The organism is Vibrio campbellii CAIM 519 = NBRC 15631 = ATCC 25920 (assembly GCF_002163755.1).
In the GTDB taxonomy this organism is placed as follows: domain Bacteria; phylum Pseudomonadota; class Gammaproteobacteria; order Enterobacterales; family Vibrionaceae; genus Vibrio; species Vibrio campbellii.
Genome location: NZ_CP015864.1, coordinates 984,043 through 1,007,836, shown reverse-complemented (window position 1 = coordinate 1,007,836; position 23,794 = coordinate 984,043). Strand labels below are relative to the sequence as shown.

Annotated in this window: 28 protein-coding genes and 1 riboswitch; of the genes, 6 read left to right on the top strand and 22 right to left on the bottom strand. The window is 44.7% G+C overall.

All coding sequences use genetic code 11. From position 1 onward, the window contains the following. Positions 1–42 precede the first annotated feature (42 nt). Together A8140_RS20545 and A8140_RS20540 are read left to right on the top strand one after the other, a co-directional pair. Positions 43–909 carry a LysR family transcriptional regulator gene (locus A8140_RS20545; RefSeq protein ID WP_005529824.1) on the top strand — a complete coding sequence of 289 codons (867 nt, stop codon included), beginning with the start codon at positions 43–45 and terminating at the stop codon, positions 907–909. A gap of 152 nt (positions 910–1,061) precedes the next feature. Continuing rightward, a complete protein-coding gene (locus A8140_RS20540) occupies positions 1,062–1,355 on the top strand; it encodes a hypothetical protein (RefSeq protein ID WP_005529826.1) in 294 nt (97 codons plus the stop codon). A gap of 58 nt (positions 1,356–1,413) precedes the next feature. On the opposite strand, the gene A8140_RS20535 is transcribed toward A8140_RS20540, so the two are convergent. Continuing rightward, the gene (locus A8140_RS20535; protein WP_005529828.1) at positions 1,414–3,372 is read right to left on the bottom strand and encodes a monovalent cation:proton antiporter-2 (CPA2) family protein; all 1,959 of its coding nucleotides are present in this window, start codon (positions 3,370–3,372) and stop codon (positions 1,414–1,416) included. Beyond that, positions 3,369–3,986 carry an NAD(P)H-dependent oxidoreductase gene (locus A8140_RS20530; protein WP_005529830.1) on the bottom strand — a complete coding sequence of 206 codons (618 nt, stop codon included), beginning with the start codon at positions 3,984–3,986 and terminating at the stop codon, positions 3,369–3,371. Before A8140_RS20530 ends, A8140_RS20535 begins: the two co-directional genes overlap by 4 nt. 389 nt (positions 3,987–4,375) lie before the next feature. Between A8140_RS20530 and A8140_RS25860 the strand changes: the two genes are divergently transcribed. Beyond that, positions 4,376–4,507, top strand: coding sequence for a hypothetical protein (locus A8140_RS25860; protein ID WP_005529832.1), 132 nt, complete (start codon positions 4,376–4,378; stop codon positions 4,505–4,507). A 215-nt stretch (positions 4,508–4,722) separates the two neighbouring features. Here A8140_RS25860 and A8140_RS20525 read toward each other — a convergent pair whose 3' ends face one another. The 3 genes from A8140_RS20525 to A8140_RS20515 form a co-directional block, all read right to left on the bottom strand. After that, positions 4,723–5,154 carry a YccF domain-containing protein gene (locus A8140_RS20525; protein WP_005433505.1) on the bottom strand — a complete coding sequence of 144 codons (432 nt, stop codon included), beginning with the start codon at positions 5,152–5,154 and terminating at the stop codon, positions 4,723–4,725. 205 nt (positions 5,155–5,359) lie between these two features. Further along, complete coding sequence (locus A8140_RS20520; protein ID WP_038863080.1) at positions 5,360–6,574, bottom strand: MFS transporter; 1,215 nt, start codon at positions 6,572–6,574, stop codon at positions 5,360–5,362. A gap of 12 nt (positions 6,575–6,586) precedes the next feature. Further along, entirely contained in the window at positions 6,587–6,739 is a 153-nt protein-coding gene (locus A8140_RS20515; protein ID WP_005535284.1) for a hypothetical protein, read from the bottom strand. A gap of 367 nt (positions 6,740–7,106) precedes the next feature. Here A8140_RS20515 and A8140_RS20510 point away from each other — a divergent pair, with 367 nt between their 5' ends. Then, the gene (locus A8140_RS20510) at positions 7,107–8,027 is read left to right on the top strand and encodes a GlxA family transcriptional regulator (RefSeq protein WP_005535282.1); all 921 of its coding nucleotides are present in this window, start codon (positions 7,107–7,109) and stop codon (positions 8,025–8,027) included. Here A8140_RS20510 and A8140_RS20505 read toward each other — a convergent pair whose 3' ends face one another. From A8140_RS20505 to A8140_RS20470, 8 genes are all read right to left on the bottom strand, one after another. Beyond that, the gene (locus A8140_RS20505) at positions 8,028–8,960 is read right to left on the bottom strand and encodes a Gfo/Idh/MocA family protein (protein ID WP_005535280.1); all 933 of its coding nucleotides are present in this window, start codon (positions 8,958–8,960) and stop codon (positions 8,028–8,030) included. A gap of 147 nt (positions 8,961–9,107) precedes the next feature. Next, complete coding sequence (locus tag A8140_RS20500) at positions 9,108–10,760, bottom strand: phosphoethanolamine transferase (protein WP_005535277.1); 1,653 nt, start codon at positions 10,758–10,760, stop codon at positions 9,108–9,110. A gap of 21 nt (positions 10,761–10,781) precedes the next feature. After that, the gene (locus tag A8140_RS20495) at positions 10,782–11,138 is read right to left on the bottom strand and encodes a diacylglycerol kinase (RefSeq protein WP_005535275.1); all 357 of its coding nucleotides are present in this window, start codon (positions 11,136–11,138) and stop codon (positions 10,782–10,784) included. A 177-nt stretch (positions 11,139–11,315) separates the two neighbouring features. Beyond that, entirely contained in the window at positions 11,316–11,708 is a 393-nt protein-coding gene (locus A8140_RS20490) for a glycine zipper family protein (RefSeq protein ID WP_005535274.1), read from the bottom strand. A gap of 133 nt (positions 11,709–11,841) precedes the next feature. Continuing rightward, entirely contained in the window at positions 11,842–13,128 is a 1,287-nt protein-coding gene (locus tag A8140_RS20485) for an ATP-binding protein (protein WP_005535271.1), read from the bottom strand. Further along, the gene (locus A8140_RS20480) at positions 13,128–13,841 is read right to left on the bottom strand and encodes a response regulator (protein WP_005535269.1); all 714 of its coding nucleotides are present in this window, start codon (positions 13,839–13,841) and stop codon (positions 13,128–13,130) included. Before A8140_RS20480 ends, A8140_RS20485 begins: the two co-directional genes overlap by 1 nt. Before the next feature lie 253 nt (positions 13,842–14,094). Next, a complete protein-coding gene (locus A8140_RS20475; protein ID WP_005535267.1) occupies positions 14,095–14,814 on the bottom strand; it encodes an SDR family oxidoreductase in 720 nt (239 codons plus the stop codon). Positions 14,815–15,056: 242 nt separating this feature from the next. Then, complete coding sequence (locus A8140_RS20470) at positions 15,057–15,362, bottom strand: isoamylase early set domain-containing protein (protein ID WP_005535265.1); 306 nt, start codon at positions 15,360–15,362, stop codon at positions 15,057–15,059. Between the two features lie 193 nt (positions 15,363–15,555). Between A8140_RS20470 and A8140_RS20465 the strand changes: the two genes are divergently transcribed. Continuing rightward, a complete protein-coding gene (locus A8140_RS20465) occupies positions 15,556–15,933 on the top strand; it encodes a hypothetical protein (RefSeq protein ID WP_005535263.1) in 378 nt (125 codons plus the stop codon). An 87-nt stretch (positions 15,934–16,020) separates the two neighbouring features. Then, positions 16,021–16,620, top strand: a complete 600-nt coding sequence (locus tag A8140_RS20460) for a thiol:disulfide interchange protein DsbA/DsbL (protein ID WP_005535261.1) — start codon at positions 16,021–16,023, stop codon at positions 16,618–16,620. Positions 16,621–16,678: 58 nt separating this feature from the next. On the opposite strand, the gene A8140_RS20455 is transcribed toward A8140_RS20460, so the two are convergent. The 9 genes from A8140_RS20455 to A8140_RS20415 all read right to left on the bottom strand — a co-directional run bounded on the left by A8140_RS20455 (position 16,679) and on the right by A8140_RS20415 (position 23,762). Next, on the bottom strand, positions 16,679–16,924 hold the full coding sequence (locus A8140_RS20455) for a hypothetical protein (RefSeq protein ID WP_005433479.1): 246 nt from the start codon (positions 16,922–16,924) through the stop codon (positions 16,679–16,681). 154 nt (positions 16,925–17,078) lie between these two features. Beyond that, complete coding sequence (locus A8140_RS20450) at positions 17,079–17,525, bottom strand: DUF3429 domain-containing protein (protein ID WP_005535260.1); 447 nt, start codon at positions 17,523–17,525, stop codon at positions 17,079–17,081. Positions 17,526–17,536: 11 nt separating this feature from the next. Beyond that, positions 17,537–18,082, bottom strand: coding sequence for a glutathione peroxidase (locus A8140_RS20445; RefSeq protein WP_005535258.1), 546 nt, complete (start codon positions 18,080–18,082; stop codon positions 17,537–17,539). Positions 18,083–18,192: 110 nt separating this feature from the next. Then, positions 18,193–18,849: a 3,4-dihydroxy-2-butanone-4-phosphate synthase gene (ribB, locus tag A8140_RS20440; protein WP_005535256.1), complete on the bottom strand. Its 657-nt coding sequence runs from the start codon at positions 18,847–18,849 to the stop codon at positions 18,193–18,195. A gap of 173 nt (positions 18,850–19,022) precedes the next feature. Beyond that, positions 19,023–19,163: riboswitch (FMN riboswitch) on the bottom strand. A 121-nt stretch (positions 19,164–19,284) separates the two neighbouring features. Then, positions 19,285–19,902 carry a lipase family protein gene (locus A8140_RS20435; protein ID WP_005535254.1) on the bottom strand — a complete coding sequence of 206 codons (618 nt, stop codon included), beginning with the start codon at positions 19,900–19,902 and terminating at the stop codon, positions 19,285–19,287. A gap of 59 nt (positions 19,903–19,961) precedes the next feature. Beyond that, on the bottom strand, positions 19,962–21,818 hold the full coding sequence (locus A8140_RS20430) for an MFS transporter (RefSeq protein ID WP_005535253.1): 1,857 nt from the start codon (positions 21,816–21,818) through the stop codon (positions 19,962–19,964). A gap of 182 nt (positions 21,819–22,000) precedes the next feature. Beyond that, positions 22,001–22,360 carry a hypothetical protein gene (locus A8140_RS20425; RefSeq protein WP_005535250.1) on the bottom strand — a complete coding sequence of 120 codons (360 nt, stop codon included), beginning with the start codon at positions 22,358–22,360 and terminating at the stop codon, positions 22,001–22,003. A gap of 9 nt (positions 22,361–22,369) precedes the next feature. Beyond that, the gene (locus A8140_RS20420; RefSeq protein WP_038863078.1) at positions 22,370–23,107 is read right to left on the bottom strand and encodes a helix-turn-helix domain-containing protein; all 738 of its coding nucleotides are present in this window, start codon (positions 23,105–23,107) and stop codon (positions 22,370–22,372) included. A gap of 1 nt (position 23,108) precedes the next feature. Next, positions 23,109–23,762: an HD domain-containing protein gene (locus A8140_RS20415; RefSeq protein WP_005535245.1), complete on the bottom strand. Its 654-nt coding sequence runs from the start codon at positions 23,760–23,762 to the stop codon at positions 23,109–23,111. Between the last annotated feature and the right edge of the window lie 32 nt (positions 23,763–23,794).

Genomic DNA, 23,794 nt, shown 5'->3' with positions numbered 1-23,794 from the left:
TAAGAAATAAGTGTTCTGTTAAATAGAACAATAAGGAAGGCGATGAATAAGCTGCGGTTAATGTCTCTGTTCGTTCATATTGTGGAGTGTGGCTCAATCTCGAAAGCAGCAGAGAAGTTGGAACTTTCCAAGTCGGTGCTCAGCTCTGCCCTTAAGCAGCTCGAGCAAGAGCTAGATACGTGTTTACTCAAGCGTACGACGAGGAGACAAACATTGACCTCTGCGGGCGAACGTTTTTATAAACAATGTGCGCAGATGACAAAACAGGCAGAAGAGGCGTGGTTAGAAGCGGCAGAGTTAAAGCAAGTCCCAATGGGCACTCTTACCGTTACCGCGCCAAATGCGTTGATGCGTTCTATAGTATTGCCTGCTTTAACGGAGGCTTTTGCACAGTACCCTGATGTGCATTTAAATTTAGTCAGCGACGATAAGCATGTTGATATTGTTCAGCAGGATATTGATCTTGCAGTGAGAGTTGGAGCATCTGGAGACTCGAATATTAAACAACGTAAAGTAGGGCAGTTTTGCGATGTGTTATGCCGAGCTAAAGGGACGCATATGGATATTGAGAGTGCTTCTTATATCGCTCAACACTGGCAGATAGAACCGATTGCTCATAACTTCGCTCTGAATGGGCAAGATCACCTAGTGCAATACTCAGTAAAGCATCGTGCAAACACCGTGTTCGATGTGGCGAGTCTTCTAGAAATGGGACTAGGCTTTGGGATCCTGCCAGATTTTATGCTGGACTCGAATCCACTTCTTGAACCTGTGCCTGATGCGAAAGCATCGAAAGCGAACCCGATTTACGTGTTGCATCCTTACCATGCACATGTGCCGATGTCGGTGACATTAGCGATAAAGGCAATTGAAGATCGTATCGAAGAAGTGATTTCATGTGAAAACTGAGGGTTAGAGCTGAATGAAAAACAGAGGTGATAGAAATTAAACCTGCTGCATTTTTATTCAGGATCAATCTTCATCATTATTTCACTCCACGTTCTAACTCTCTCGTCTACACTATTTGATGAGTTGTCAGTTGGCAGACCAAGGAGGCAGTCATGATTGCAGTCCATAGAGAGTATTGTTTATCGAATAGTCCAGATTTACACGCGCACGTTGAAGTCAATCCAGTAGGGAAATTGGAAGTCGAAATCGTCGAACTAAAAGAGCGACATATCACCGAGTTTGAAGACCTTTCTTTTGAAAGTCGTGGTGTTCAAACTCGAATTTGCGGTAAAGAAGACACGGTTCCATGGCAATTTAACTTTGCCAAGACAGATGCGTTAGAGCTATCTCACCTTGTTGATGAAGCGAACGAGGAATACGAGACTTTGATGAGTGATCTGATGTAGGTGTTTATTTTCCCTTTCTCGCATTAAAAAAACCTCCCAGCGTGGGAGGTTTTTGCTTTTATTGAGGCTGTTCTTTGCAAGGGTTCAGCTCTTGAACGTTTTCTTCGTTGAAGTCATCCGCATACCCTTTTGGTGGCGGTGTCCAACCACGTTCTGAGCGAGAAAGTTTGTCATGACGATCTTTCTGCATCTCTTCAGCCATTCTCTCTTCAAGGTGAATAAACAGCTGACGGAAGTTGTTATCATAACGTTCTCCCTCAGAGTCATCGGCCCATGCTTCATACAGCATGTCAGACTTACGGCATTCGACGCGTCGATACGTTGATTTCTGTTGCTCAGTGTAGAACGGGTGTATGCCGATGGCTTTCATTGCATGTCCACCAATTTCTAATGCAGAATGGTAAGTCTCCGACTCAATGATGTCGGCTCCAGCTTGGCGCAGCAGATAACCATGACCACGATCGAATGCACGTGCAATGATGGTCACATTCGGGTAGCTATGCTTCACGTGTTTTACCAATCCAACGCTGGCCTCTTGGTTATCAATCGCCACCACAAGTGCTGAAGCGTGTTCAATACCCGCCGTGTGCAGCATATCGGGACGAGTCGCGTCGCCAAAGTAAGCTCGTGTGCCGATTTGACGCATGTTATCGATTTGGCTTGCTTGGTGGTCAAGAACAACCGTTTCCACGCCATTGGATACTAATAAGCGGTTTACGATCTGACCAAAGCGGCCTATACCAGCAATGATCACGGTGCCTTGTTCTTCAATCTTATCACTTTCGCGATCGTTCGATTCACTCTCAAAGCGAGGAAGTATGACTTTATCGAACAGGATGAATAATCCCGGTGTTAGGAACATTGAAATCGCAACAACCAGCGCCAGAGTCTGTGAAAGCTCAAATGGTATTACATGGTTTTGCACTGAGAAGCTCAGTAATACAAAGCCAAATTCACCCGCTTGTGCCAAGCTCAGTGTAAATAACCAACGGTTGCTGCCTTTAATACGAAAGATTAGGGCGATGACAAACAGAATTACCGCTTTCAGAGCCATTACCCCGAGTGTCAGGCCGATGATCAAACCAAAGTCGCTGAACAGTACTGAGAAGTCGATGCCTGCACCTACGGTGATAAAGAACAGACCAAGCAATAGGCCTTTAAATGGCTCAATGTTGGATTCCAATTCGTGGCGGAATTCACTGTTCGCCAGCATAACACCTGCCAAGAAAGTGCCTAAAGCAGGGGATAGACCAACTAAGCTCATTAAGGCCGCAATGCCGATCACCAGCATTAATGCGGTGGCGGTAAAGATTTCTCGCAATCCAGAGCTCGCAACGTAGCGGAACAGCGGACGACTTAGGAAGTGTCCACCAACCACCACTATGGCAATAGAAGCGGTGATCACAAGACCGTACGCCCAACCAGGAAGACCTGCGACTAGGCTGAGCTCTTCATGATGTTCAGCCGCCGATTGAGCTGCAGATTGCGCCTGCTCTACGAGTTCCGGCAGTGCTAATAGCGGAATAAATGCCAGCATTGGAATAACCGCGATATCTTGAAAAAGCAGTACCGAGAACGCATTTTGACCGCCTTCGGTCTTGGTTAGCCCTTTCTCGTTAAAGGTTTGCAGAACAATCGCAGTGGATGACAACGCAAAAATTAAGCCGATCGCGAGTGCGATGGTCCATGGTTGTTCAAAGTACAGTGCAATTGCCATGATCAGTGCTGCTGTACCGCCAACTTGTAGGCCGCCGAGCCCCATCAAGCGGTTTCGCATCGCCCAGAGCATTTTGGGTTCAAGCTCCAAGCCTACGAGGAACAGCATCATCACAACACCGAATTCGGCAAAGTGTTGGATTGTCGTCGTTTCTTCACCAACCAGACCAATGATTGGGCCAATAACCACGCCAGCAATCAAATAGCCCAGCACTGAACCTAAGCCCAAGCGTTTGGCTAGAGGAACAGCAATTACGGCGGCAACTAGGTAAACAAAGGCTTGTAAGAATATCCCTGTCATGACGCTTCCTTAATCAGTTGTGGGAGTGCGCTATTGAGTTTGATGAGTGAAGCTGCTGCTTTAAGATCCAATGTGTCTTTTACCAATGCATTGAGCAGCGTTTTGTAACGTTCAATATGTTGAGCGATACGATTTTCTTCAATCGCAGTGCGGGAGCCGAACAGTGCCAGTGGCGCAATGTAATGCATTCCAGTGAGCGCCGACATTTGCTCGATTGGAGCGAGCAGTTCGCGAATAGTGAAATGGTTATACCCTTGAGCTTTATAAGCTTCTTCTTTCCCGCCAGCAGAGAGCACGCAGAGCAGTGTTTTACCTTGTAGTTCTGTACCTTCAGAGCCGTAAGCAAACCCGTACTCTAAGACTAGATCTTGCCACTCTTTTAAGATTGCTGGGGTTGAATACCAGTACAGTGGAAACTGAAAAATGACGACGTCATGCTCCCTTAAACGCTGCTGTTCACTGTCAATATTGATATTGAAGTGAGGGTATTCGGCGTATAGGTCGACACAAGTCACGCCGTCTATCTGTTGAGCGGCATCAAAAAGGGGGGCATTCACTTCGGAGCGATGCTGTGAAGGATGTGCATAGAGAATAAGCACTTTTTTATTAGTCATAGGAGTCCATGTTACGCGTCGAAACCACTTTTGGTATAAGAATGAAAGACCTTTTGTTTGTTGTAACAAACAGTAACTCATAAATTTTATCCTATCTACTTTGGTGAATGAACATAGAAGAGTGAAAATCACTTTCGATACAAATAAGAGGGTGATCGCGTGATGCCATCGGGATGTTTAGAAAACCAGAAAGCGGCCTTTTGTTAGCTCCCATCATCAACTTTTCAGGTCATTAGTTTTATTGAGTGAGCTCGATGGATATGGCGGAGAGATAGAGAATACCGCCGGATTATGAAGGCGAATATTTAGGTGGGATTGCCATTCAAGGCAATGACGATGAATACAATACAGTAGCAATCTGCGGTGCAGAAAGTAACGGGGTATTCATTGTGGTTGGTGAGTTGTACTTCACTGATGTTGATGTCGTGAAAGACGCATCAGGTAATGCAGTTGGTAATATTGGAGTTTGCAATAACGAAGTGGTGTTTGTGGATGACAATATTTTGGGAAATTCAGTGTAGAAGGTGGTCGATTAGTTGTTGAAGTAATGAGGTTAAACCCTGTAAATCCGATGGAATCAGTACCAGAAAACCCAATGTTGAGCTAGGTGTTAATTTTAATTTTTAGGGTGTAGATATGAATATACAATCAATGATTATTGAATACGCAGTGGCGATCATGGGCTTACTATTGACAGGAATAACCCTCCAAGCGGGTTGCTCAGAGGGCTAAAGTATTAGCGGTTGATGTTGTAGCGAGCCATAGCGGCTTCTTCAGTCGTTACCACTGTTTTCCCAATCGGAGCAAGAGAGATAACGGCAAGCTTTAGGTGTTGAAGCGCAAATGGAATGCCAATAATGGTAACAAAGCATGCCACCGCCGAAAGCACATGACCGATTGCCAGCCAGATACCCGCAAACACAAACCAAATCACATTACCAATGACGCCAAGTGGGCTCGTGCCGATGTCCATTTCATTGGTCAATTCATCTCTTGAAACGGCTTCTTTGCCGAATGGGAAGAACGAGAAATTACCCATTACAAAACAAGCACGTCCCCATGGAATACCAATGATACTGATGAATGCCAGTAGTCCAAAGAACCACCATAGCAAACCCATAAACACGCCACCGAATACAAACCAGATGATGTTGCCGAGTGTTCTCATTTAAACCCCTTTTTGATTTATAGCATTGTGTTAAGTATGTCACACGAATCTTAACGGAGGATGAATGGGTGCACTTTATCTTAAATAAGCCATCATTGATGAGAATGCGTTGATGAAAAAACGAAATTGATCGAAGAGACAGGGGGAGCATTGGTGGCTTCATAAAGAAAAGGCCCTTAACGTATCATATTAAGAGCCTTTAGAATCATGCTGTTGCCATAGTTAAGCGTGGTACGGGCTTGTCGTTGATAGGCAGGTGAATCAGTGCCGCGATAAATGCCAACACGACTGTTGACCACCAGATTGGATCGTATGAACCATAGTAATCATAGATACGACCACCAACCCAAGCGCCCAAGAAGCTGCCTACTTGGTGAGTAAAGAACACCAGTCCGTACAAGGTTGAAAGGTAACGAGCACCAAATATCTGACGAACTAAGCCAGAAGTTAGCGGAACGGTGCCTAGCCAACAGAAGCCAATCGCCCCACCAAAGATAGCAGCAGTGTGTTCGGTGACAGGTAGAGTCACAAAAGCACCGATCACCACCGTGCGCATTAAGTACAGTGCAGACATAACGTGACGCTTGTTAAAGCGATCGGCCATCACACCCCAGAAGTAAGAGCCAAAGATGTTGAAGATGCCAACATACGCAAGTGCCATCGCCGCTGTTGAAGCCGGTAAATCTTTATCTGCTAAATAACTTGGTAAATGAGTGGCGATAAACATGACATGGAAGCCACACACGAAGAAGCCAGCGTGGATCAACCAGTAACCTTTATGTGCGAAAGCTTCTTTTAACGCTTCTTTCAAAGTTTGTTTATCTTCTTGAGCACTTGCGGCGTTGTTGGTTTGTGGTTTTGCCGATCTCATGAACAACGCAAACATCACCATAAAGCTACACAATACGGCAAAAACCTGAAGTGCGCCTTGCCAACCAAAGTCACTTAATAGCGCTTGTGCACCGGGGATCATCGCAAACATGCCGAATGAGCCCGCAGCTGTTGTTAAACCGAATGCTTTTGCTGCGTGTTGGGCAGGGACAACTTTCGCCACTGCGCCTAGCACGATCACATAACTGGTCGCGCTTAAGCCGAAACCAACCAGCACACCCAGCGACAAATACATCATGGTTGGCTCAACCGCGTTAGAAGTCAGGTAAAGACCCAAGGCGTAAGAAATGGCACCTAAAATGATTATACGCTTTGCGCCCCAACGGTCTGACGCCATACCAACGAATGGCTGGAACACACCAAACAACAGGTTTTGCAAGGCAATAGCAAAGCTAAAGAACTCGCGGCCCGTTTGGAAGTGATCTGAAATTGGCATCATGAAAATGCCGAACGATTGTCTAATCCCTAGACAGATAATCAAAATCCCTATTCCAAGCCAGACAAGAATTGGAAATCGGAAAATACTCATAATTTGCTCTTATTAATGGTGATGGTGGTGATGAGAGTGATCCTGGTGTTCACCGTCGCCAGTGGTTTGATGGCAACCGCTGTTGATGGCTTGCTCTGCCAATATTTCCAATAACTTAGGTGAGTTATGGACGATGATTAACGACAGACCCAACATGACTGACATTCTCAGCACCTGAGCGAAAATGGTTTGAGAAAAAAGCATGCATTGTGCGCCCAAGTAGAAAAAAGAGCGCGAAGTTTAGTGACTATTAAAGGATGAAACAAATGACAAAAAGTGAAGTAATTTATGCGTTTTATGCATGTGGTTAACTATTGGGCAGGTGTGCGTTCGAGCGGTGATATTTTGTTCTGAACTTGGTTCTAAAAACGATAAAAGCTCATGCTTTATAGGAGGCATTAGCTTTTTTGATTTGACTCAGTTTGAAGTGGGCTCTAACTGTTTTGAAAAGATTCTAAATTAAAAATTGAGCTTTCCTTAGTGTTGCGCTATGTCTAAAATGGCAATAATTAGGTTAAAAATGACAGGTAGTATGCAAGAGTTTAATATCGCAATTGTGGATTACCCGGGCAGTTCAAAAGCGTCGATTTATGGCTTGCTGGAGCTGTTTGAAACAGCAAATAGTGCCGCTATTGAAGTGGGGGTAGGGAAGCGCTTTTGTACGGAAATGATCAATGGAGAAAGCACGTATACTCATAAGGATTACTCGGTAGTTTTATTACCACCTAGTGGTGAAGAGCAATATTATTTAGCGCCCAATCAACAACTAATGGCTTGGCTATCGGGACAACATAGCGCAGGGGCAATTGTCGCTTCAGCTTGCGCTGGTGCCTTTATTCTTGCTCATGCTGGTTTGCTGAACAACAAAACGTGCACAACGCACTGGGCATTAGCGGGATTGTTTAGAGAGCAATTCCCTCATGTAGCAATGAAGCAGGAGTCAATTTTAATCAACGAAGGCAGTGTTATTACTGCTGGTGGCATGATGTCTTGGCTTGATTTGGGCCTAGAGCTTGTTTCTCAGTTAAGTACGCCGACGGTGATGCGTTTACTGGGAAAGATGCTGGTAGTAGATACTGGTGCGAGAGAGCAACGCTTCTATCAGCAGTTCATGCCTAATTTGCAACATGGAGATAGTGCGGTACTGAATGTTCAACATTACATGGCGGACCACTTCTCACAAGTGATTTCAAATCAATCTTTATCAGAAATCAGTTGTTTGACTGAACGAACGCTACAAAGACGTTTTCAAAAAGCCACAGGTTTGAACTTGAATCAATACTTACAACATCTTCGTGTGCAAAAAGCGTGTGATTTACTCGAATCGAGCAACTTAGCGTTTGAGGTGATTGCTTACCAAGTTGGGTATCAAGATGCGAGCGCGTTTCGCAAAGTGTTCATTAAAACCATGGGATTGGCACCCAAAGCGTTCCGCGCTCGTTTTAGTGCTTAGTTATCGATGCACGGCTTGTTCAATATGCTGACAAATCGCTTCTGCAAGTTGGTGGCTAGCAATATTGCGTGCGACGATTTCAGGTGCGATGTTGCCTGATTGAATCACTTCAAACCAGTCTAGCAACATAGAGTAGAAACCTTTACTTGTTAGCATTGGTGTCCAATCTTTTAAGCTCAATTTCTGCTCCTGATTATCTTGCCACAGTTTCCCTTCAACAAACGAATCAAACTCCATCGCTTTGTTTGCGTAGCAAGCTTGAACACGCTCCGTCGTGATACCAAAGTGGCGGTTCATTGAAGCATGAAGCAGTGTGTCACCATGCTGCCATTGGATATCAAGGCGCGCCAGCTGGTCACCATCCATTTGATGTGTGATGTAGGCGTTTTGCAGATCGGCTTTGGCCGTGATGTTTATACTATCGAGAGGGTGGATAAAGTCATCGAAAATGAACGTGCGAATATCACCGGGTAATTGATGACGGTTCTTCTCCCAGCGCAGTGATTTCATGCCTGAAAGTTCGCCTCGCTGTACTCCAAACATATGTTGGTTGTAGAGCGGAATATAACGGCGATTAAAACCAATATATAAAGGCTGTTTCACGCGCTCTGCAAGATCGTAAAGCTTTTCTACCTCTGCGGCGCTATCAGCTAAAGGTTTATCGACGAAGGTCGGGATGCCTTGTTCTAAAAAGAAAGCGGCAATTTGAGGGTGAACGTGGGTAGCAGCGTGAATCATGACCGCATCGACACCCATACCAACCAGTTGTCGATAGTCTAGGCAGGTTTCTGCTATTCGATATTGTTGTGAGAGGGTATTAAGTGTGTTCGCGTTGCGGGTACAAAATACGAGTTCAACGTTTGGAAGTTGAGTGATAACAGGTAGGTAGGCTTTCTGAGCTATATCACCCAAGCCAATGATGCCAATTTTCATTTGGTTCTGCTTTGTTTGTTAATGAGGCCAATATTATAGCCTTAACTGCTGGCATTTCTGGGAGCGAGGTGTCATAAAAAGCCTGACTCACGTCGTGGTCAGGCTTTACTTTCATATTGTCTTGTTACGAACTCCTACAAGAGCTCGTTAAGAGGTTCTGCACGTTTTAAAGATATCCAACTTACCGTCATAGGCATTAGTTTCAACATCCATGATTCCCAACAACGAGTGGAATACATTATCGTGTGAATGCGTTGCTGTTTGCTGGGCTTCTTGTGCCAAGCAATTGGCATCGATGTGCTTGGCTTGTTTAAAGCTAGGAGACATCCAAACCATCATGGGTACGCGTTTTTGAAAATCTGGTGCCAACCCGTATGGCATGCCATGTAAGAACAAGCCATTTTCGCCCAAAGACTCGCCGTGGTCAGAGACGTAGATCATCGCGGTATTGTATTTGTCTTCTAACGTTTTCAATTTCGCAATGGTTTGATCCAAGACGAAGTCTGTGTAGCTAATCGTGTTGTCGTAGGAGTTAACGATTTGCTCAACGCTACAGTTTTCAATGTCTGCACGAGGACAGTCTGGTTGAAAGAAAGCTTTGTCTTTCGGGTAACGTTGGAAATACGTCGGCCCATGACTGCCAATGAGGTGTAATGCAACAAGGCGGTTACCTTTCATGCCACCAATTTGTTCTTCGATGTTTTCAAGCAATGCAATGTCATAGCAGGTGCTGCCGTTGCAAAATTCATTTTTTTGTCTGCGATCGACTTCAATTTTGTTGATCTTATGGGCTACGCCTTTGTCACCACCGTCATTTTCTTTCCACATGAGATCGATGCCAGCACGTTGCATGATATCTAAGGCATTGTCTTGGTTATCTGCTTTGCTACGGTCGAAATCACTGCGAGGTAATTGAGAGAACATACAAGGCACAGAAACCGCGGTCGCCGTCCCGCAAGAAGAGACGTCTTGGAATGAAATCACGTCTAACTTGCTGGTGTACGGGTTGGTTTCACGATCATAACCGTTGATTTGGTAGTTTTGAGTACGTGCCGTTTCACCTAGCACAAAGACAAGCAGCGTCGGTTTTTCTTTTGCTTGTTCCAGTGTTAGTTGGGACTGTTTTGCATCCGTACCAATTTCGCGGTAAGGCTCTGGCGTCGTTAAGTAATTTTCTTTTACGTAGCTAGAAATGGCATACACATACTGAGTAGGGATGATGACTTTCTTTAGGTAACTATTGTTTCGGCCGACAGACGCATAGTCTTGGTAGTACAAACCTGCAATCACGGCGATTATCGCCAATGAAGCCAGCATAGATACGGCTTTAGTTAATGTAAATCGAAGCCATTTACCTTCTATGGGCTTGAGTTTCACCTTGAGGACCAAGATAGCGGGAACAACTCCCATAATCAGTGTCCAGATAACTGAGTAGGCACTTAAGTATGAACTGGCTTCACTGCTGTCCGTCTCTACGATGTTGGTGATCATATCCGTATCGAACAGGGTGCCATAGTTGTAGCTTGCGTAACTCACCATGCCCGATGTTATCAATAATAGGATAAAGAAAGGTTTGCTGATCCAAGGCCAGCTGAATAGGTTAAACAGGAAATTCAACGCGGCAAAAAAGAAGATAGGAATTGTAATAATAAAACCGATCTTGACTTGATCAAGGCTTGAGAAGATGTGTACTAACTCTTTGTAAATTGGAATGTTTACTACAAGAGCGAAGTACAAAGCGAGTAAGAATGTAAAGGTAACATATGAGATACCTTTAGTTGGGAGTTCAATTGTCTTCATAATTGATCCGCTTCGGTGTGACTAAAGTAAAATCGACGCCCAAACAAATAGGGCAAGAAAAAGTGCAACAAATACAGCTGCTGAGCCAATGTCTTTGGCTCTTCCACTGAGTTCATGCCAGTCATCGCTGACACGATCTACAACCGCTTCGATGGCGGAATTAATCAATTCAACAATCACGACCAACAGAAGGCTGCTAATCATCATGATGCGTTCTAAGGTGGTGACAGGAAGCAAAAATGCACAGATAGATAGTACGAGTGTGAGTACCAGCTCTTGTCTGAAAGCGGCTTCGTGAATCCACGCAGCTTTCAATCCTTGAAGTGAGTAGCCGGTTGCGTCCAATATCCGGCGAATGCCTGTTTTACCTGGTTTCAAAATATGGCCTTTTGACTGCTAAGCCCAAAAAGAGGGAGGCTTCGAGGGATAAGCCTCCCCTGATGACAGAAGTGCATCGAATTGGGAAAAAATGAAACTAATGGAGCGGGCGTGTAACATTTGTGAAAAAGATATACGCCGACACCAAATTTTGTCTAATTGATGCGGGTTTGTACCCTATGACTCTAGGTCGTAGACTGTGTAGCCCTTATTCGCTAGACACTTGCGTAGAACAAGTGCTTGAGTTTTTGTCGAGTCATTTGCACCACCAACGGCACCTGCGCCTGCGCCAACAGCCGTACCCGCCACCGCGCCTACAGCAGCACCACCGATGCCATTCTCCAGTGCGCCGGCAACTGCGCCTACTAATGCGCCAGTGGTTGCACCATTTTGTGCTTCTGTTTTTGCTGCTTCGCCTTTATCCACCTTTTCTGAGTAGCCTTGGCAATAGGCAAAATCTTGTTCGTATTGCGCTTGGTCGACATTGGTCATATCAACAACGGGTGCTTGATTGTACGCACACGCCGTCAGTGCGGATGAAAGAGTACCGAGAAGAATTGGTTTACACATTGTACTAATCAATTACTGGTGTGAATCAATAGGAAAATTGTACACTGTTTTATTGAGGGAAACTGTAAGCGGATTGTATAGAAGTGTCGTCTTTTGTAATCTCGATAATGCGATTGTTGATAAGTTTATGAATTTAATTAGGAAAGTAGATCGTAAAGCATGCGCCGCCGTACGGGCTATGCGAAATGGAGACTTCTCCTTTTTGTAATTCGACAATCTGTTTGACGATGGCAAGCCCTAAGCCAAAACCACTGGTGCTCTTGTTACGTGATTTGTCGGCACTATAAAACGCATCAAATAAATGGGGCCAATCTTTTTCTTCGACACCACAACCGTCATCATGAATGCGAATGCATGATTTATCAGGTGACTCGACGATCTCTAGTACGATTTGGTTCTGAGCATAGCGCATTGCATTTCGCAGTAGATTATCTAAAGCGCGTTTGAGCAATTGCGGGTCCGCTTCAATGGTTGTCATTGGTGAACTCGAGTCATCAATCAAGACAGACAGTTGTGTGTCGCGTTGCCACTTGGGTAAAAGCGATTGGGTAAAGCTTGATAGAGCGACGGATGATGTCTGAATTTCGGCATTTGGTCGCTCCATCTTCGCGTAATACAGTAGCTCTTCAACCATGCTTTCCATCTCATCGATGTCCTCCACAATACTGTCGACATACTTTTGCTGCTGTTGATTCAATGAAGCGTCAGCAAGCAGATCCGCTTGCCATTGGAGACGGAAAATAGGCGTGCGTAGCTCATGCGCTACCGCATTGGTAAGCATTCTGTTGGTGGTGATCAGTCGTGATACTTTATCGGCCATATGGTTGAAGCTTTTATTCAGCGTACCAACGGATTTGCTGCTAGACGTATCTGCTCTTGCATTAAAATCACCAGAGGCAAAGGCTATGGTAACCTTTTCTAGCTCACGAACGCGACGGCTCAAGAACCAAATTAATAGGACACAGTAAAGCGCGAAGCCCGCGAGAAAGAAAAGCCACACAATGTTGTCATCAAAGTTGATGGCTTGAATAATGGGGCTGTTGGGATTTTGACTTAATTTAAACGTGGGTGAACCGGGTTCGAAGCGGAACCATAAGTCCCGCTCCTCATCAAAGGCAGTATTGATGGAGGGATCTTCATCGAACACTTGTTGTATCTGCGAAGGAACGCTTTTCATTTCCTCGGCAATCAATAACATATGGCTAGAGGTAGCGAACTTCTCGAGTTGTTGAATTGTGTACTCTTCGCCTTTTTCCTGATAAATCGGGTAAATCAGCTCATGGAAAGCTTGTGCTTCGTGCTCTTCTAGTAAGTAGTCGTAGTCGGTATTGAGTTGATAAACAATTACCTCATAACCAAATAAGCTGGCGATAAAAAGAATGATCAAACCAAGGAAGCTTTCTAAATAAATTCGCTTCATTATGCGTTCCAAGCGTCGGGCATAAACAAGTAACCTTTACCACGCACTGTAATGATCTTCTGAGGTGGTGTTGTCGTGTCTCCCAGCTTTTTACGCAACGTTACTACACGGTTATCAATGGTACGGTCTGTGCCGTCGTACTCGATACCACGTAATGTTTTAGTAAGCCACTCGCGAGAAAGGGTTTGTTCCGGATGGCTTGCGAGTACCCAGAGTAAGTCAAATTCACCGTCGGTAAGTGCGATCGGTTCGTGGTTGAACGTACAAGTCTTACGCAAGCGGTTGAGCGATAGAACCCCAACTTCTAAACAGGTATCAGAATCTGCATTTGACGCTTCTTTGCGACGTAAAAGCATTCGAATGCGGGCTAGCAAGACACGTGGTTTGATTGGCTTGGTAACAAAGTCGTCGGCACCAATTTCAAGTGCAGCGACGTGGTCAAAATCATCGTCACTGGCGGTGAGCATTAATACTTTACCTTTGTAGCATTCGCGAATCAGACGACAAACGCTCAATCCATCTTGCCCAGGTAGCATTAAGTCGAGAAGCACCAGATCAGGTTGACTTTCCAGGATCGCATCTGGCGCATCTGTTCCGTTGTCTATGCTGAGAACTTCAAAGCCTTGTCCTTCAAAGTATTCGCATAGCATAGCCTGCAGTTTCGGGTCATCTTCCACGATGATAAGTGATTGCTTGGTGTCTTGTACGTTCATAGCCGTGATGCGCTTTTAGGAATTAGCCCTGAAACTTAAACAAATTTGTCAGTGATTTCAATAGAGACAAAGAGTCAGAGGAGATTTATAGATATCAATGATGAATTTGTAGAGGGGAAGGGAGATAAGTGGAAGGAAAGTCTTGGATGTGACAGTTATGACCCTCTCATATTCTAGAAGGCTTAAGACTAAGCAAAGATCAATAAAAGCGGCTTGGAGCCGCTTTTCATTATATTGCATTAAACCTTAGAAATTAAGGTTGTTGCTTAGTTGGTGCTAGAGCAATTTCACGGATGCAAACGTTTTGTGGTTGTTGGTAAGCAAACAGAACTGCACGTGCGATGTCATCAGCAGCTAGAACGCCGCCCATATCTTCTTTCCACGCACCGTAACCATCTTTGATTTCTTGTGATGTAGTGTGAGAAAGCAGTTCAGTTTCTACTGCACCCGGAGCGATTGTTGTTACACGAACGTTTGAAGCAGCGACTTCTTCACGGACGTTTTCAGAAATAGCGTGAACGGCAAATTTGGTACCACAGTAAGCAGCATGATCTGGGAACGTCTTTTTACCGGCGATCGAGCTGATGTTGATGATGGTACCGCTATTGCGTGCTTTCATTGGTGCTAGAACTGACTGCATGCCGTTTAACAAACCAAGTACGTTCACGTCGAACATACGTTTCCACTCTGACGCATCTTGTGTGTCGATTTGACCAAGTAGCATCATGCCTGCGTTGTTTACTAGTGCGTCAGCTGGACCAAACTTCTCTTCTGCTTTCGCAATTGCTGCTTCAAATGAAGCTTTATCCGTTACGTCTACTTTCTCACATAGCGTGTTTGGCAGGTTTAGTGCTTCTAAGCGCTCTACACGGCGAGCAAGAAGAAGAAGTGGGTGACCTTCATCGCTTAGACGGCGTGCGATAGCTTCACCAATACCAGAACTTCCACCTGTGATTACAATCAGTTTTTTCATCTTTTGTTTCCTTAATTGTTTTAAGAGTAGCCATCGCTAGGAATAGCTTTTATTTGAGAGCGACTTTCAGTTGATAACACCTGTCTCGCTGCGATGGAGGTATATTAAGGAAATGGGTTTTGTTGATATATATCACCTCAGTTAAAACACTGTTGTTATATAACAACAATGAGCAATAACTCAATGAAAATTAGACAATAACAAAGGCGCACTCGGTGCGCCTTTGTTTCTGAATTGCGTGCTTAAGCTATTCGCTCTTGTGTGCATACAACGCTGTTATCGCTTCCAAAGCCATTTGGTACGTATGCGTCCGCTTGTGGATCGTTTTCCCACTCGGCTTCGTTAAATAGGTAACGGAACTGGATATTTTGTTCTTTCGGCAAGCGCGTTTTAAATTTAAATTGGCCACTTTTCTTAACGAGCTTCATTGGTTCTGGTTGCCAGTTATTAAAATCACCCGCAATTTGAATCGACTCCCACTGGTTTTTGTCTAGCTCGAACGTGACTTCGACTTCATCTTTTGTTTTAAAAAATCTCTTTTTAAGCATTAATCTTTCCTTGTTTGTACAAAAACTGATCTAACTATTACTCAGGTTTTATAGTGATTTCAAGCTTTATTGGCATTGCGGTCGGTATAGAGCGTAAGAATCCTCTGGTTTGTGAAGGTGGCACTAAGTGATTGGCTTGTATGAAAAGAAGGATTCTGTATGATGAAGATCCACCGTATTTTGAAGAAGTTGTATGCTGAGTTTTAACCGTACATTCATGATGACAATGCTCTGTCTATTAGCCATGTTGCTAACGGGTGTTGCGTCGAGCGTGCGTGCAGCAACGGCACCAATCGAAGTGAGTACAAGCAAAGATCGAGCATCTGAGCTTCATCAAAAAATGGGAGTGAACAATACGGACTGTATTGAATCACACCATGGTGATCACTTGATGGAGAAAGGGAAGCAAGCTCATACCAGTTGCAGTTCTTCTTGTATCGTTAAAATACCCACCAATCTCTTGCAAGATGATGTCGTCTTATTACCGTACAGTCTTGCACTGATCGATAAATCACCGACACCTAAAACAGTGGTTGTGGCTTTTAAGCCTTACCGTCCCCCTATTGTTTGACCTTCTTATTCATCCCTGACCAGCTTTGCTGGATGCTTAAATTATTAACTAATGAATACGGCACACATGTGTCTGAAGGAATCAAACATGAAAAAGATTTTTGCACTTTGCAGCACTCTATTATTGGCATTCACTGCTCACGCTGCGCAATTTGAAGCAGGCAAACATTACAAAGTATTGGATGTGGAGAAGGCGAAGAAACCGACGGTAACCGAGTTCTTCTCTTTCTACTGCCCACACTGTTACAAATTTGAATCTGTCATCGATAACCTAAAGCCTGCTCTGCCAAAAGAGGCAAGTTTTGAGAAAGTTCATGTTGCTTTCATGGGGAGTGACATGGCAGTACCAATGGCTAAGTCATACGCGACAATGGTTTCACTAGGCGTTGAGAAAACAATGGTGCCAGCGATGTTTGCGCAAATTCACCAGAAGCGTCAAGCACCTCAAAATGAAGCTGAGTTGAAGCAAATCTTCGTTGATAATGGAGTCGACGGTAAGAAGTTTGATGCTGCATACAACAGCTTCGCTGTTAACTCGATGCAGAAAGGCTTTGATAAGCAGTTTAAACAAAGCACACTGACCGGCGTTCCTGGAGTGGTAGTGAACAACAAGTATATTGTGTTGCCAAATGAGATTCGTAGCTACGATGAGTACAATGATTTGGTGAACTACCTACTTACGCTTTAACGGCGAGAAGAAAAAATGGCGACCAATCAGGTCGCCATTTTTTATGTTCTGTTGCTCTTTAGCGAAGGACTGCTGTACAAGCGGCAGTTGGCATATCGGTCATAAAAATCGCATTTGGGTAGAACAAACTCGCGACGGTAACCGCTACGTTACATGGTTGAGCGATCGTGGTTTTCACGACGTTGTTTAAAACCACGCCAGTGGTGTTCACTGTATTGACCGCGGCTTGTTGAGCTTGGTAGGACACACAACCTGCTGTTGCGTTGATGACCGCGGTACTGAAAAGAAGCTTACGAAAAAACATATTCATATCCTTTGTGAATGCTTTTGGGGTACTTATACGACCATCCATTAATAATTAAAACAAAACGGTGTTCAAAATTACACGCGCTTCACGAAATGAACATTGTTTTATATAACGTGGTTAATTTTGTGATCTGGTAGGTGGACAGACCAGTTCAAGCAATTAAAACCAACCCATGCATAAGTACTACACCTGTAGTGAGTTTTCCTCTCATCATCTGGTAACCTTTTGGTTCTGCCTCGTTTTCCACTTTTCGGATCAGCTTTTCTGCATACCACACTGCAATGTAGCCAGCAGCGAGTAACAGCGTCGCAATCACATAGTGTTTGTTACCTTGTAGTAGCGCTCCCCATGCGAGTAGTACAAATAAGTTACTGAGCACCAAGGCATTACGGCTTAGTCGATGATAGAAATGATCAATCGCATTGCCCCAAAGTACACCGGAGAGAAAGCTCAAAATCACTGCACTGTAAGCGATAAAAAACTGCTCCCCAGATAAGTTGAATAGAGTCCTTTCCGTGCCGATGAGAACCAAGCTGAACATAAATGGCAACAGTCCTAAATAGCCCAATTGCAGCATTGTCGTACGTGTAGTCGCCATGGCCGCTTTCCTTATAGTTGCTGTTCAATCATGTTAGTAAGCGTAGTACTTGTCGGGGAAGTTGAACTTGGAAAGGTCGCAACAACTTTGCCGTCTTTGTTGATGAGGAACTTGTAGAAATTCCATTTTGGTGTAACGCCCGCCTGGTTGGTTATCTCGGCAAATACTGGGTTTGCGTTCTCACCAAGAACAGAGGTTCGCGCCATCATAGGGAAGGTGACACCATAGTCGAGGTAACAGATTTTCGCAGTCTTCTCTTCGCTGCCGCGGTCTTGGCGAAAGTCGTTACTAGGAAATCCCACAACGGCAAAGTTTTGATCTTTATAAGTTTGGTGTAGTTGTTCCAACTGCTCGAATTGGGGAGTGAAGCCACACTGGCTCGCCGTGTTCACAACCAGCAGTGTCTTGCCTCTGAAGGCTTCACACAGCGCTATTTCTTCCGTTGAATTGAGAAGTCTTTGCTTTCCTTGCAAGATATCTGGACAGCTCGATGCAAAAGCCATAGGGCTGGTGAAGAGTAGTGTTGCGATAAGTGCGTTGAGAGTGATTCCCTTCATGATGTTGATTCCTTTTGTTTTTACTAAGTATAACTACTAGAAAAGGAATCAAATCGATCAAAAAAAGCCGCTGAATTCAGCGGCTTTTATCGCGATTGACGACGTGTCGATTATGCAAGCTTTAAATCAAATTGATTACGGTAAGCCACCATATCTTCGATGGTCAGTACTGGCATGTTGTGTAAATGACCAAACGCAACGATTTCTGGTGCTTTTGCCATGGTGCCATCTGGGTTTGTCACCTCACACAGCACGCCAGCAGGTTGTAAACCGGCCATTTGCATCAGATCGATAGTGCCTTCTGTGTGACCACGGCGAGTCATTACGCCACCAGGACGAGCGCGCAGCGGGAACACGTGACCAGGACGAGCCAAGTCGTCTGGTTTTGCATTTGGGTTTGCTGCTGTTTTGATGGTTGTTACACGGTCAGCGGCAGAAACGCCAGTTGTGACGCCTTGCTTCGCTTCAATAGAAACCGTGAAAGCCGTTTGGTTTGCGCTGTTGTTGTTCACAACCATTGGTGGCAGTTCCAATTTGTCTGCTTGAGCGTCTGTCAGGCATAGGCACACAATGCCGCTGCATTCGCGGATCATAAGAGCCATTTGCTCATTAGTCAGGTGCTCTACGGAATAAATGATGTCGCCTTCGTTTTCACGATCTTCATCGTCAAGAAGAAGCACGCCACGGCCTTCTTGTAATGCGATAAGTGCGTTTTCAACGCGAGTAATTGGGTCGCCAAATTCGGCAAGTAGTGATGACTGATTCATGGTTAACTCCTAAATATCACCAGAATCAGGGCGGTATGAGGGATCGTCACATTCTATGCAGGCAATGAACCACCAACGGTAAGGTGGCATAAACCCACGCAAAAAAAATGCGATCCAAAAAGAAGTGCACCAGTGCTCACCAACACAGAACGTTGAGGAAACCGCTGATGTTTTCTTATTCTCTTTCATCCGGACTATAACCGTCGGCTCTGGCATCTCACCAGATCTGCTGACCTCGACGAATCGAGCGCTCGCGGGCTCACTCAAAAGAGTATACCGCCGGTGGGGAATTTCGCCCCGCCCTGAGAACATTGAATCCAACCAATATGGTTAGAAGTAAAAAACACCGATACTCAATGAGTGGTCGGAGTAGAGATAGTACTGCGAACGCCTTGGCTTGAAAAGTAGATTGCAACTACTTGATGGAAAAGTGCGCTATCGGCTGAAGTGATCAGTTTTGATAAAGTGATCGATCTGCGTTGGTACATAGGTGTTGTAGATAAGGCTAGTGTGAGTTTGTTTCGTCTCTATATGATCTTGCATGCCTTCTAAGCGTGTTTCGTCTACAGTCACCGTTCCGTCAGACATGGTGTTGTCTCTACGCATTAGAATTGGCCTTGCACCAATCGCCATCGTTCCCGCGATGCTGCCGAGCTTTTGTGGGAAAGTCCAAACATCCTCGTGCTTATTAAGACCATGATAGGGAGAATTACCAAGCATCGCACCGAAACCTAAATCTTGAATGCGAGTGACGATAGATGCGCCTTTCAGTGGCGAGCCAATTGCCACAACGTGGGACACCAGAGTTGTCGATGGTTTTCTGCTCGCGAGGTATCGTTTAATCATCAAACCACCTAGGCTATGACCCACCAACACGTTGGCAATCCGTGGGTTAAGCGCTTTGTCGATCGAGCCGAATAGTGATTCTTCGTTAATTGAAACCGTGTTGTAACTCAATACTTGGGTCTCGTAGCCCAGCTTTCTCAGCTTTTGGCTAAGAGGCTGCATGACCAGTCCATGCATATAAAGACCATGTAAGATGATGATTTTCATAATACCTCCTAGATTTATGACGTTGATTTTATCCTACTAAATTCTCCGCCACACTACTGTCAGCGAATTAGCAAATCTTGCACTTCTTTTTGTAACAAATGGCGATCTAACATGGTTGGTTGTAATAGCTCACCAATATTGACTTCGATACGAGACCAAAAGCGAGTCGGGCGCTTAGTTAACGCGTGTCCATTTTTGTGGCTGAAGAAAGAGCCCCATAAGCCCTTCAACGCCATTGGAATCACGGGTACAGGTGTTCGCTTTAAAATCTTCTCAACACCGGGTCTGAACTCGCCTAGTTCACCATTTGAGGTCAAACGACCTTCAGGGAAGATACAAACTACCTCGTCGTTATCAAGAGCTTGCTCAATCTGTTCGAAAGCTCTTTTGTAAGTCTCTGCACATTTGCGTGGAGAGCAGATTGGGATAACGCCAGCATGACGAAAAACGTATTTAAGAACCGGCAGCTCACTGATTGACTTGTCCATCACGAATCGAACAGGGCGGGTTGATGTCCCCATTAGAATCAAAGCGTCCACATAGCTTACATGGTTTGCCACAATCAGGGCAGCGCATTGCTCCGGGATATGCTGACGACCGGTTACCGAAACTCGGTACAGGCAGTGGCTTAGCAAGTAGCTAATAAAGCGCTGAGTAAACTCAGGTACTTGACGGTAAACGTAGATGGCCACGATGAAGTTACCGACGGCCAAAATCGCAAATAGCTCAACAATAGAGAACTCTAAAACACTTAACACTAAGATAGAAACAGCAGCGGAAGCGACCATAAACAGTGCGTTCATGATGTTGTTTGCCGCAATAGATTGAGCACATTCGCCTTCTTCTGAACGCGATTGGATAAACGCATAAAGGGGAACAATAAATACACCTCCGCTTACACCTACCAAGAACAAGTCGATCATCACTCTAATATGCGAAGACTGAGCAACAAAGCTTTGTACATCGTAATACTGACTTGGGAAAGATTCGATTGCAGGTACTGCCCATAAAAGGTCAGCACTGAAAATCGTTAAGCCCAAAATACCAAATGGTAGAATACCCAGTTCAACTTGATTGAAAGACAGCTTTTCACACAACCATGAACCTGTCGCGATTCCAACTGAGAATAGAGCTAACAGCAGAGAAACCACAGTGCTATCTGCAAATAGGTGTTCGCGAGCGAAGTTCGGGAATTGAGTTAGGTAAGTCGCACCCATAAACCAGAACCAACTGATCGCGAGAATAGACATCCAAATACCGGGTTGTTTTTGTGCCAGTTTGAGTGTTTTCTTCAAACCAGTAATAGGTTCGAATTTTACTTTGTCACTTTTCTTACTTGGCAGAGCAGGGATGTTAGCGCTGCTTAAAAAGCCCAGAAGTGAAAGCGTAATTACAATGCAAGAGGCGATAATCATGCCGTTTGGAACTGCAAGCAGAAGACCTGCGCTTAATGTACCAATCAGGATAGAAAGGAAAGTCCCAATCTCAACCCAAGCATTACCTTTCACTAGCTCATCCGATTTTAGCGCTTGAGGAAGTAGAGCGTATTTCACAGGGCCGAAGTAAGCCGATTGAGTGCCAGTCATGAAGAGTAGCACCAGCATTAGGATAGCACTCTGCGTCATGATAGCCGTCGCAGCACAACTCATGATCACCAATTCAATAAGTTTTAAGCGGCGGATTAGCTTAGCTTTGTCCATGTTGTCGGCAATAGCACCAGCGTGACCTGAAAACAGAAAGAAGGGAAGAATAAATAAGCCAGCCGCAAGGTTAACAAAAAGATCGACCGGCATCGGTAGTGAATTAATTTGGCTATAGGTCACCATTAGCAAGAGAATATTTTTGTAGATATTGTCGTTCAGTGCACCAAGGCACTGAGTAACGAAATAGGGGAAGAATCGTTTAGTAAGAAACATGCTGGCTCCGTAGGGGCAAAATCGCGTTGAGATGGGAGCACTTTAATGGCTGAGCTTTAGGAAACCAGCGTAAAGAAAAGAGTTACGTTATGAGAAACCAAAAGTAACACTTTACGATACTTTTAGTTTCATTAACTTGTGATATTGAACGGATTGGTGCTTTTATACGTTACGAGATGAGCTTAGTGTCGGAACCAGACGCTTAGCATTCGCAATGTGACAAATAGAATAAAACCAGAGAGTCCAATAAAGCCTAATGTCACCAAATAAAAGAACAGACGCACCAAGCGAGCTTTCATTCTTTTGAAAAAGCCAAGGCTTGGCGTGAGATCAGGAACATGCTGAAAGCTTGAGATCATTACCCAAGCGGACAGAGCCCATAAAGCCGTCACGCCACTCGGAATCAGATAAGACTCATTAACCATATTGGAAAGTTGTAGGAGCGTGGTAATGAACACAGCAAAACCAGTAAATGCAACCAACACAAATAAAGGAAGAATAGGTCTTGTCTTGATAGATATGCTTTTGAGTTTATCGAGCATCAATTTTTCCTATTTACGTTCCCAAGGGTTAAACAGCGGGAATGTCCAACGACGCATCGCTATCACCAGAGAGGTACCGTGCTTCTCGTTCATATCCAGTGAATCGTCGCTTTGGCAGACCTGATAAAATTCATCAATGACCTTTTGTAGCTTCTGCTGCATCTTCTTGTTAGTTGGCAAGCTCATTAAGCCCGTTGCCATCACTAGCTTTTCACCTTCGGCAGAGAAATGGCTTTGGAAAAAGGCGTCTTGAACTTGTTGCTGGAAGAAACGCTGAATAGGGCCACCTGTGTGCCAACGGAAAGTCGGGGATATCCGCAGACGAATCTTGTTACCTGGCAGCAAGTCGATGATATTGAGACGATCGAGTTGGGCGAGCTTTTGTATCAGCTCCAACTCATCAAAAATGTATTGCTCGATGATTTGTTCGAAGCGATAACCATTGACCACACAAACCGCAACCAACAATAAGCCTTTATCATCAACCAGCTGTTTTTCTTGTTCTAGCGTGAGCGACTCCAGCCCTTTGTTGTGTGCTGCTGCCAGTTTAAATAGCTCTGCCATTTCTAACCCGATCAGCTGACAGATACGCTCCAAGCGATCGAGGCTGATTTGACTGCCTTCGGCCAATAAGCGTTTTACAGAGCCCTCGCTCAGTTCCAAGTGCTGCGCGATGTCGACATAGTGCAAGCCAGATTGCTTGAGTTGGCGTTTGAGCTCTTTAATTAGGTCGTGACTTTCTGACATATTAACCTTCTACTTCTTGGCGCAACTGCTCTAGGTAAGACTGCATAAACGCTTTACGCTTCAAACCTTCTTTATATGCTGCTTTAGTGTTCATCGTCTCGACAATTTTAAACAATTTGGTTTGGAAATGATCGATGGTGAATCGTTTATCTTCCAATTCTCGATACTCTGCAAACATGTCCTGTTCGTTATATAAGGCGGCATCAAATAACGTGCTCACTTGAATACAGCGTGTCACACCAATTGCGCCAAGCGCGTCTAGACGGTCTGCGTCTTGGACGACCTGAGCTTCCAAAGTATTAGGTGTAATGTTGGCGCTAAAGCTGTGAGATTCTATCGCGTGGGCGATAGCGTCATGGTATTGAGCAGGGTAGTCGATGCTTTCTAGAAACGAAATCGCTTTGGTAGCTGCAATCGTGGAGCTTTGTTTGTGATTTGGGTGGTCTTTCGGATAAGTGAAGCAATCGTGCAGATATGCTGCGGGCAGGACAACGGCTAAATCTGCACCTTCTTGTTTTGCTAGCTGGCGAGCCGTTTTCACTACGCGGCGGACGTGGCTGAGGTCGTGGGCCGCGTCGGTTTGCATTTCTTGCTGCATAAATTCAAGGAACTGAGGTTCAAACTTGCTGAGGTCTGATTTATTGAGTTGAGGCATAATAATATTGAAAAATATAGACTTAGATAGAG

Coding starts and splice junctions, on each gene's coding strand:
- A8140_RS20545 (WP_005529824.1), top strand. CDS start 43: ATGAATAAGCTGCGGTTAATGTCTCTGTTCGTTCATATTGTGGAGTGT.
- A8140_RS20540 (WP_005529826.1), top strand. CDS start 1,062: ATGATTGCAGTCCATAGAGAGTATTGTTTATCGAATAGTCCAGATTTA.
- A8140_RS20535 (WP_005529828.1), bottom strand. CDS start 3,372: ATGACAGGGATATTCTTACAAGCCTTTGTTTACCTAGTTGCCGCCGTA.
- A8140_RS20530 (WP_005529830.1), bottom strand. CDS start 3,986: ATGACTAATAAAAAAGTGCTTATTCTCTATGCACATCCTTCACAGCAT.
- A8140_RS20525 (WP_005433505.1), bottom strand. CDS start 5,154: ATGAGAACACTCGGCAACATCATCTGGTTTGTATTCGGTGGCGTGTTT.
- A8140_RS20520 (WP_038863080.1), bottom strand. CDS start 6,574: ATGAGTATTTTCCGATTTCCAATTCTTGTCTGGCTTGGAATAGGGATT.
- A8140_RS20515 (WP_005535284.1), bottom strand. CDS start 6,739: ATGTCAGTCATGTTGGGTCTGTCGTTAATCATCGTCCATAACTCACCT.
- A8140_RS20510 (WP_005535282.1), top strand. CDS start 7,107: ATGCAAGAGTTTAATATCGCAATTGTGGATTACCCGGGCAGTTCAAAA.
- A8140_RS20505 (WP_005535280.1), bottom strand. CDS start 8,960: ATGAAAATTGGCATCATTGGCTTGGGTGATATAGCTCAGAAAGCCTAC.
- A8140_RS20500 (WP_005535277.1), bottom strand. CDS start 10,760: ATGAAGACAATTGAACTCCCAACTAAAGGTATCTCATATGTTACCTTT.
- A8140_RS20490 (WP_005535274.1), bottom strand. CDS start 11,708: ATGTGTAAACCAATTCTTCTCGGTACTCTTTCATCCGCACTGACGGCG.
- A8140_RS20485 (WP_005535271.1), bottom strand. CDS start 13,128: ATGAAGCGAATTTATTTAGAAAGCTTCCTTGGTTTGATCATTCTTTTT.
- A8140_RS20480 (WP_005535269.1), bottom strand. CDS start 13,841: ATGAACGTACAAGACACCAAGCAATCACTTATCATCGTGGAAGATGAC.
- A8140_RS20475 (WP_005535267.1), bottom strand. CDS start 14,814: ATGAAAAAACTGATTGTAATCACAGGTGGAAGTTCTGGTATTGGTGAA.
- A8140_RS20470 (WP_005535265.1), bottom strand. CDS start 15,362: ATGCTTAAAAAGAGATTTTTTAAAACAAAAGATGAAGTCGAAGTCACG.
- A8140_RS20465 (WP_005535263.1), top strand. CDS start 15,556: ATGCTGAGTTTTAACCGTACATTCATGATGACAATGCTCTGTCTATTA.
- A8140_RS20460 (WP_005535261.1), top strand. CDS start 16,021: ATGAAAAAGATTTTTGCACTTTGCAGCACTCTATTATTGGCATTCACT.
- A8140_RS20455 (WP_005433479.1), bottom strand. CDS start 16,924: ATGTTTTTTCGTAAGCTTCTTTTCAGTACCGCGGTCATCAACGCAACA.
- A8140_RS20450 (WP_005535260.1), bottom strand. CDS start 17,525: ATGGCGACTACACGTACGACAATGCTGCAATTGGGCTATTTAGGACTG.
- A8140_RS20445 (WP_005535258.1), bottom strand. CDS start 18,082: ATGAAGGGAATCACTCTCAACGCACTTATCGCAACACTACTCTTCACC.
- ribB (WP_005535256.1), bottom strand. CDS start 18,849: ATGAATCAGTCATCACTACTTGCCGAATTTGGCGACCCAATTACTCGC.
- A8140_RS20435 (WP_005535254.1), bottom strand. CDS start 19,902: ATGAAAATCATCATCTTACATGGTCTTTATATGCATGGACTGGTCATG.
- A8140_RS20430 (WP_005535253.1), bottom strand. CDS start 21,818: ATGTTTCTTACTAAACGATTCTTCCCCTATTTCGTTACTCAGTGCCTT.
- A8140_RS20425 (WP_005535250.1), bottom strand. CDS start 22,360: ATGCTCGATAAACTCAAAAGCATATCTATCAAGACAAGACCTATTCTT.
- A8140_RS20420 (WP_038863078.1), bottom strand. CDS start 23,107: ATGTCAGAAAGTCACGACCTAATTAAAGAGCTCAAACGCCAACTCAAG.
- A8140_RS20415 (WP_005535245.1), bottom strand. CDS start 23,762: ATGCCTCAACTCAATAAATCAGACCTCAGCAAGTTTGAACCTCAGTTC.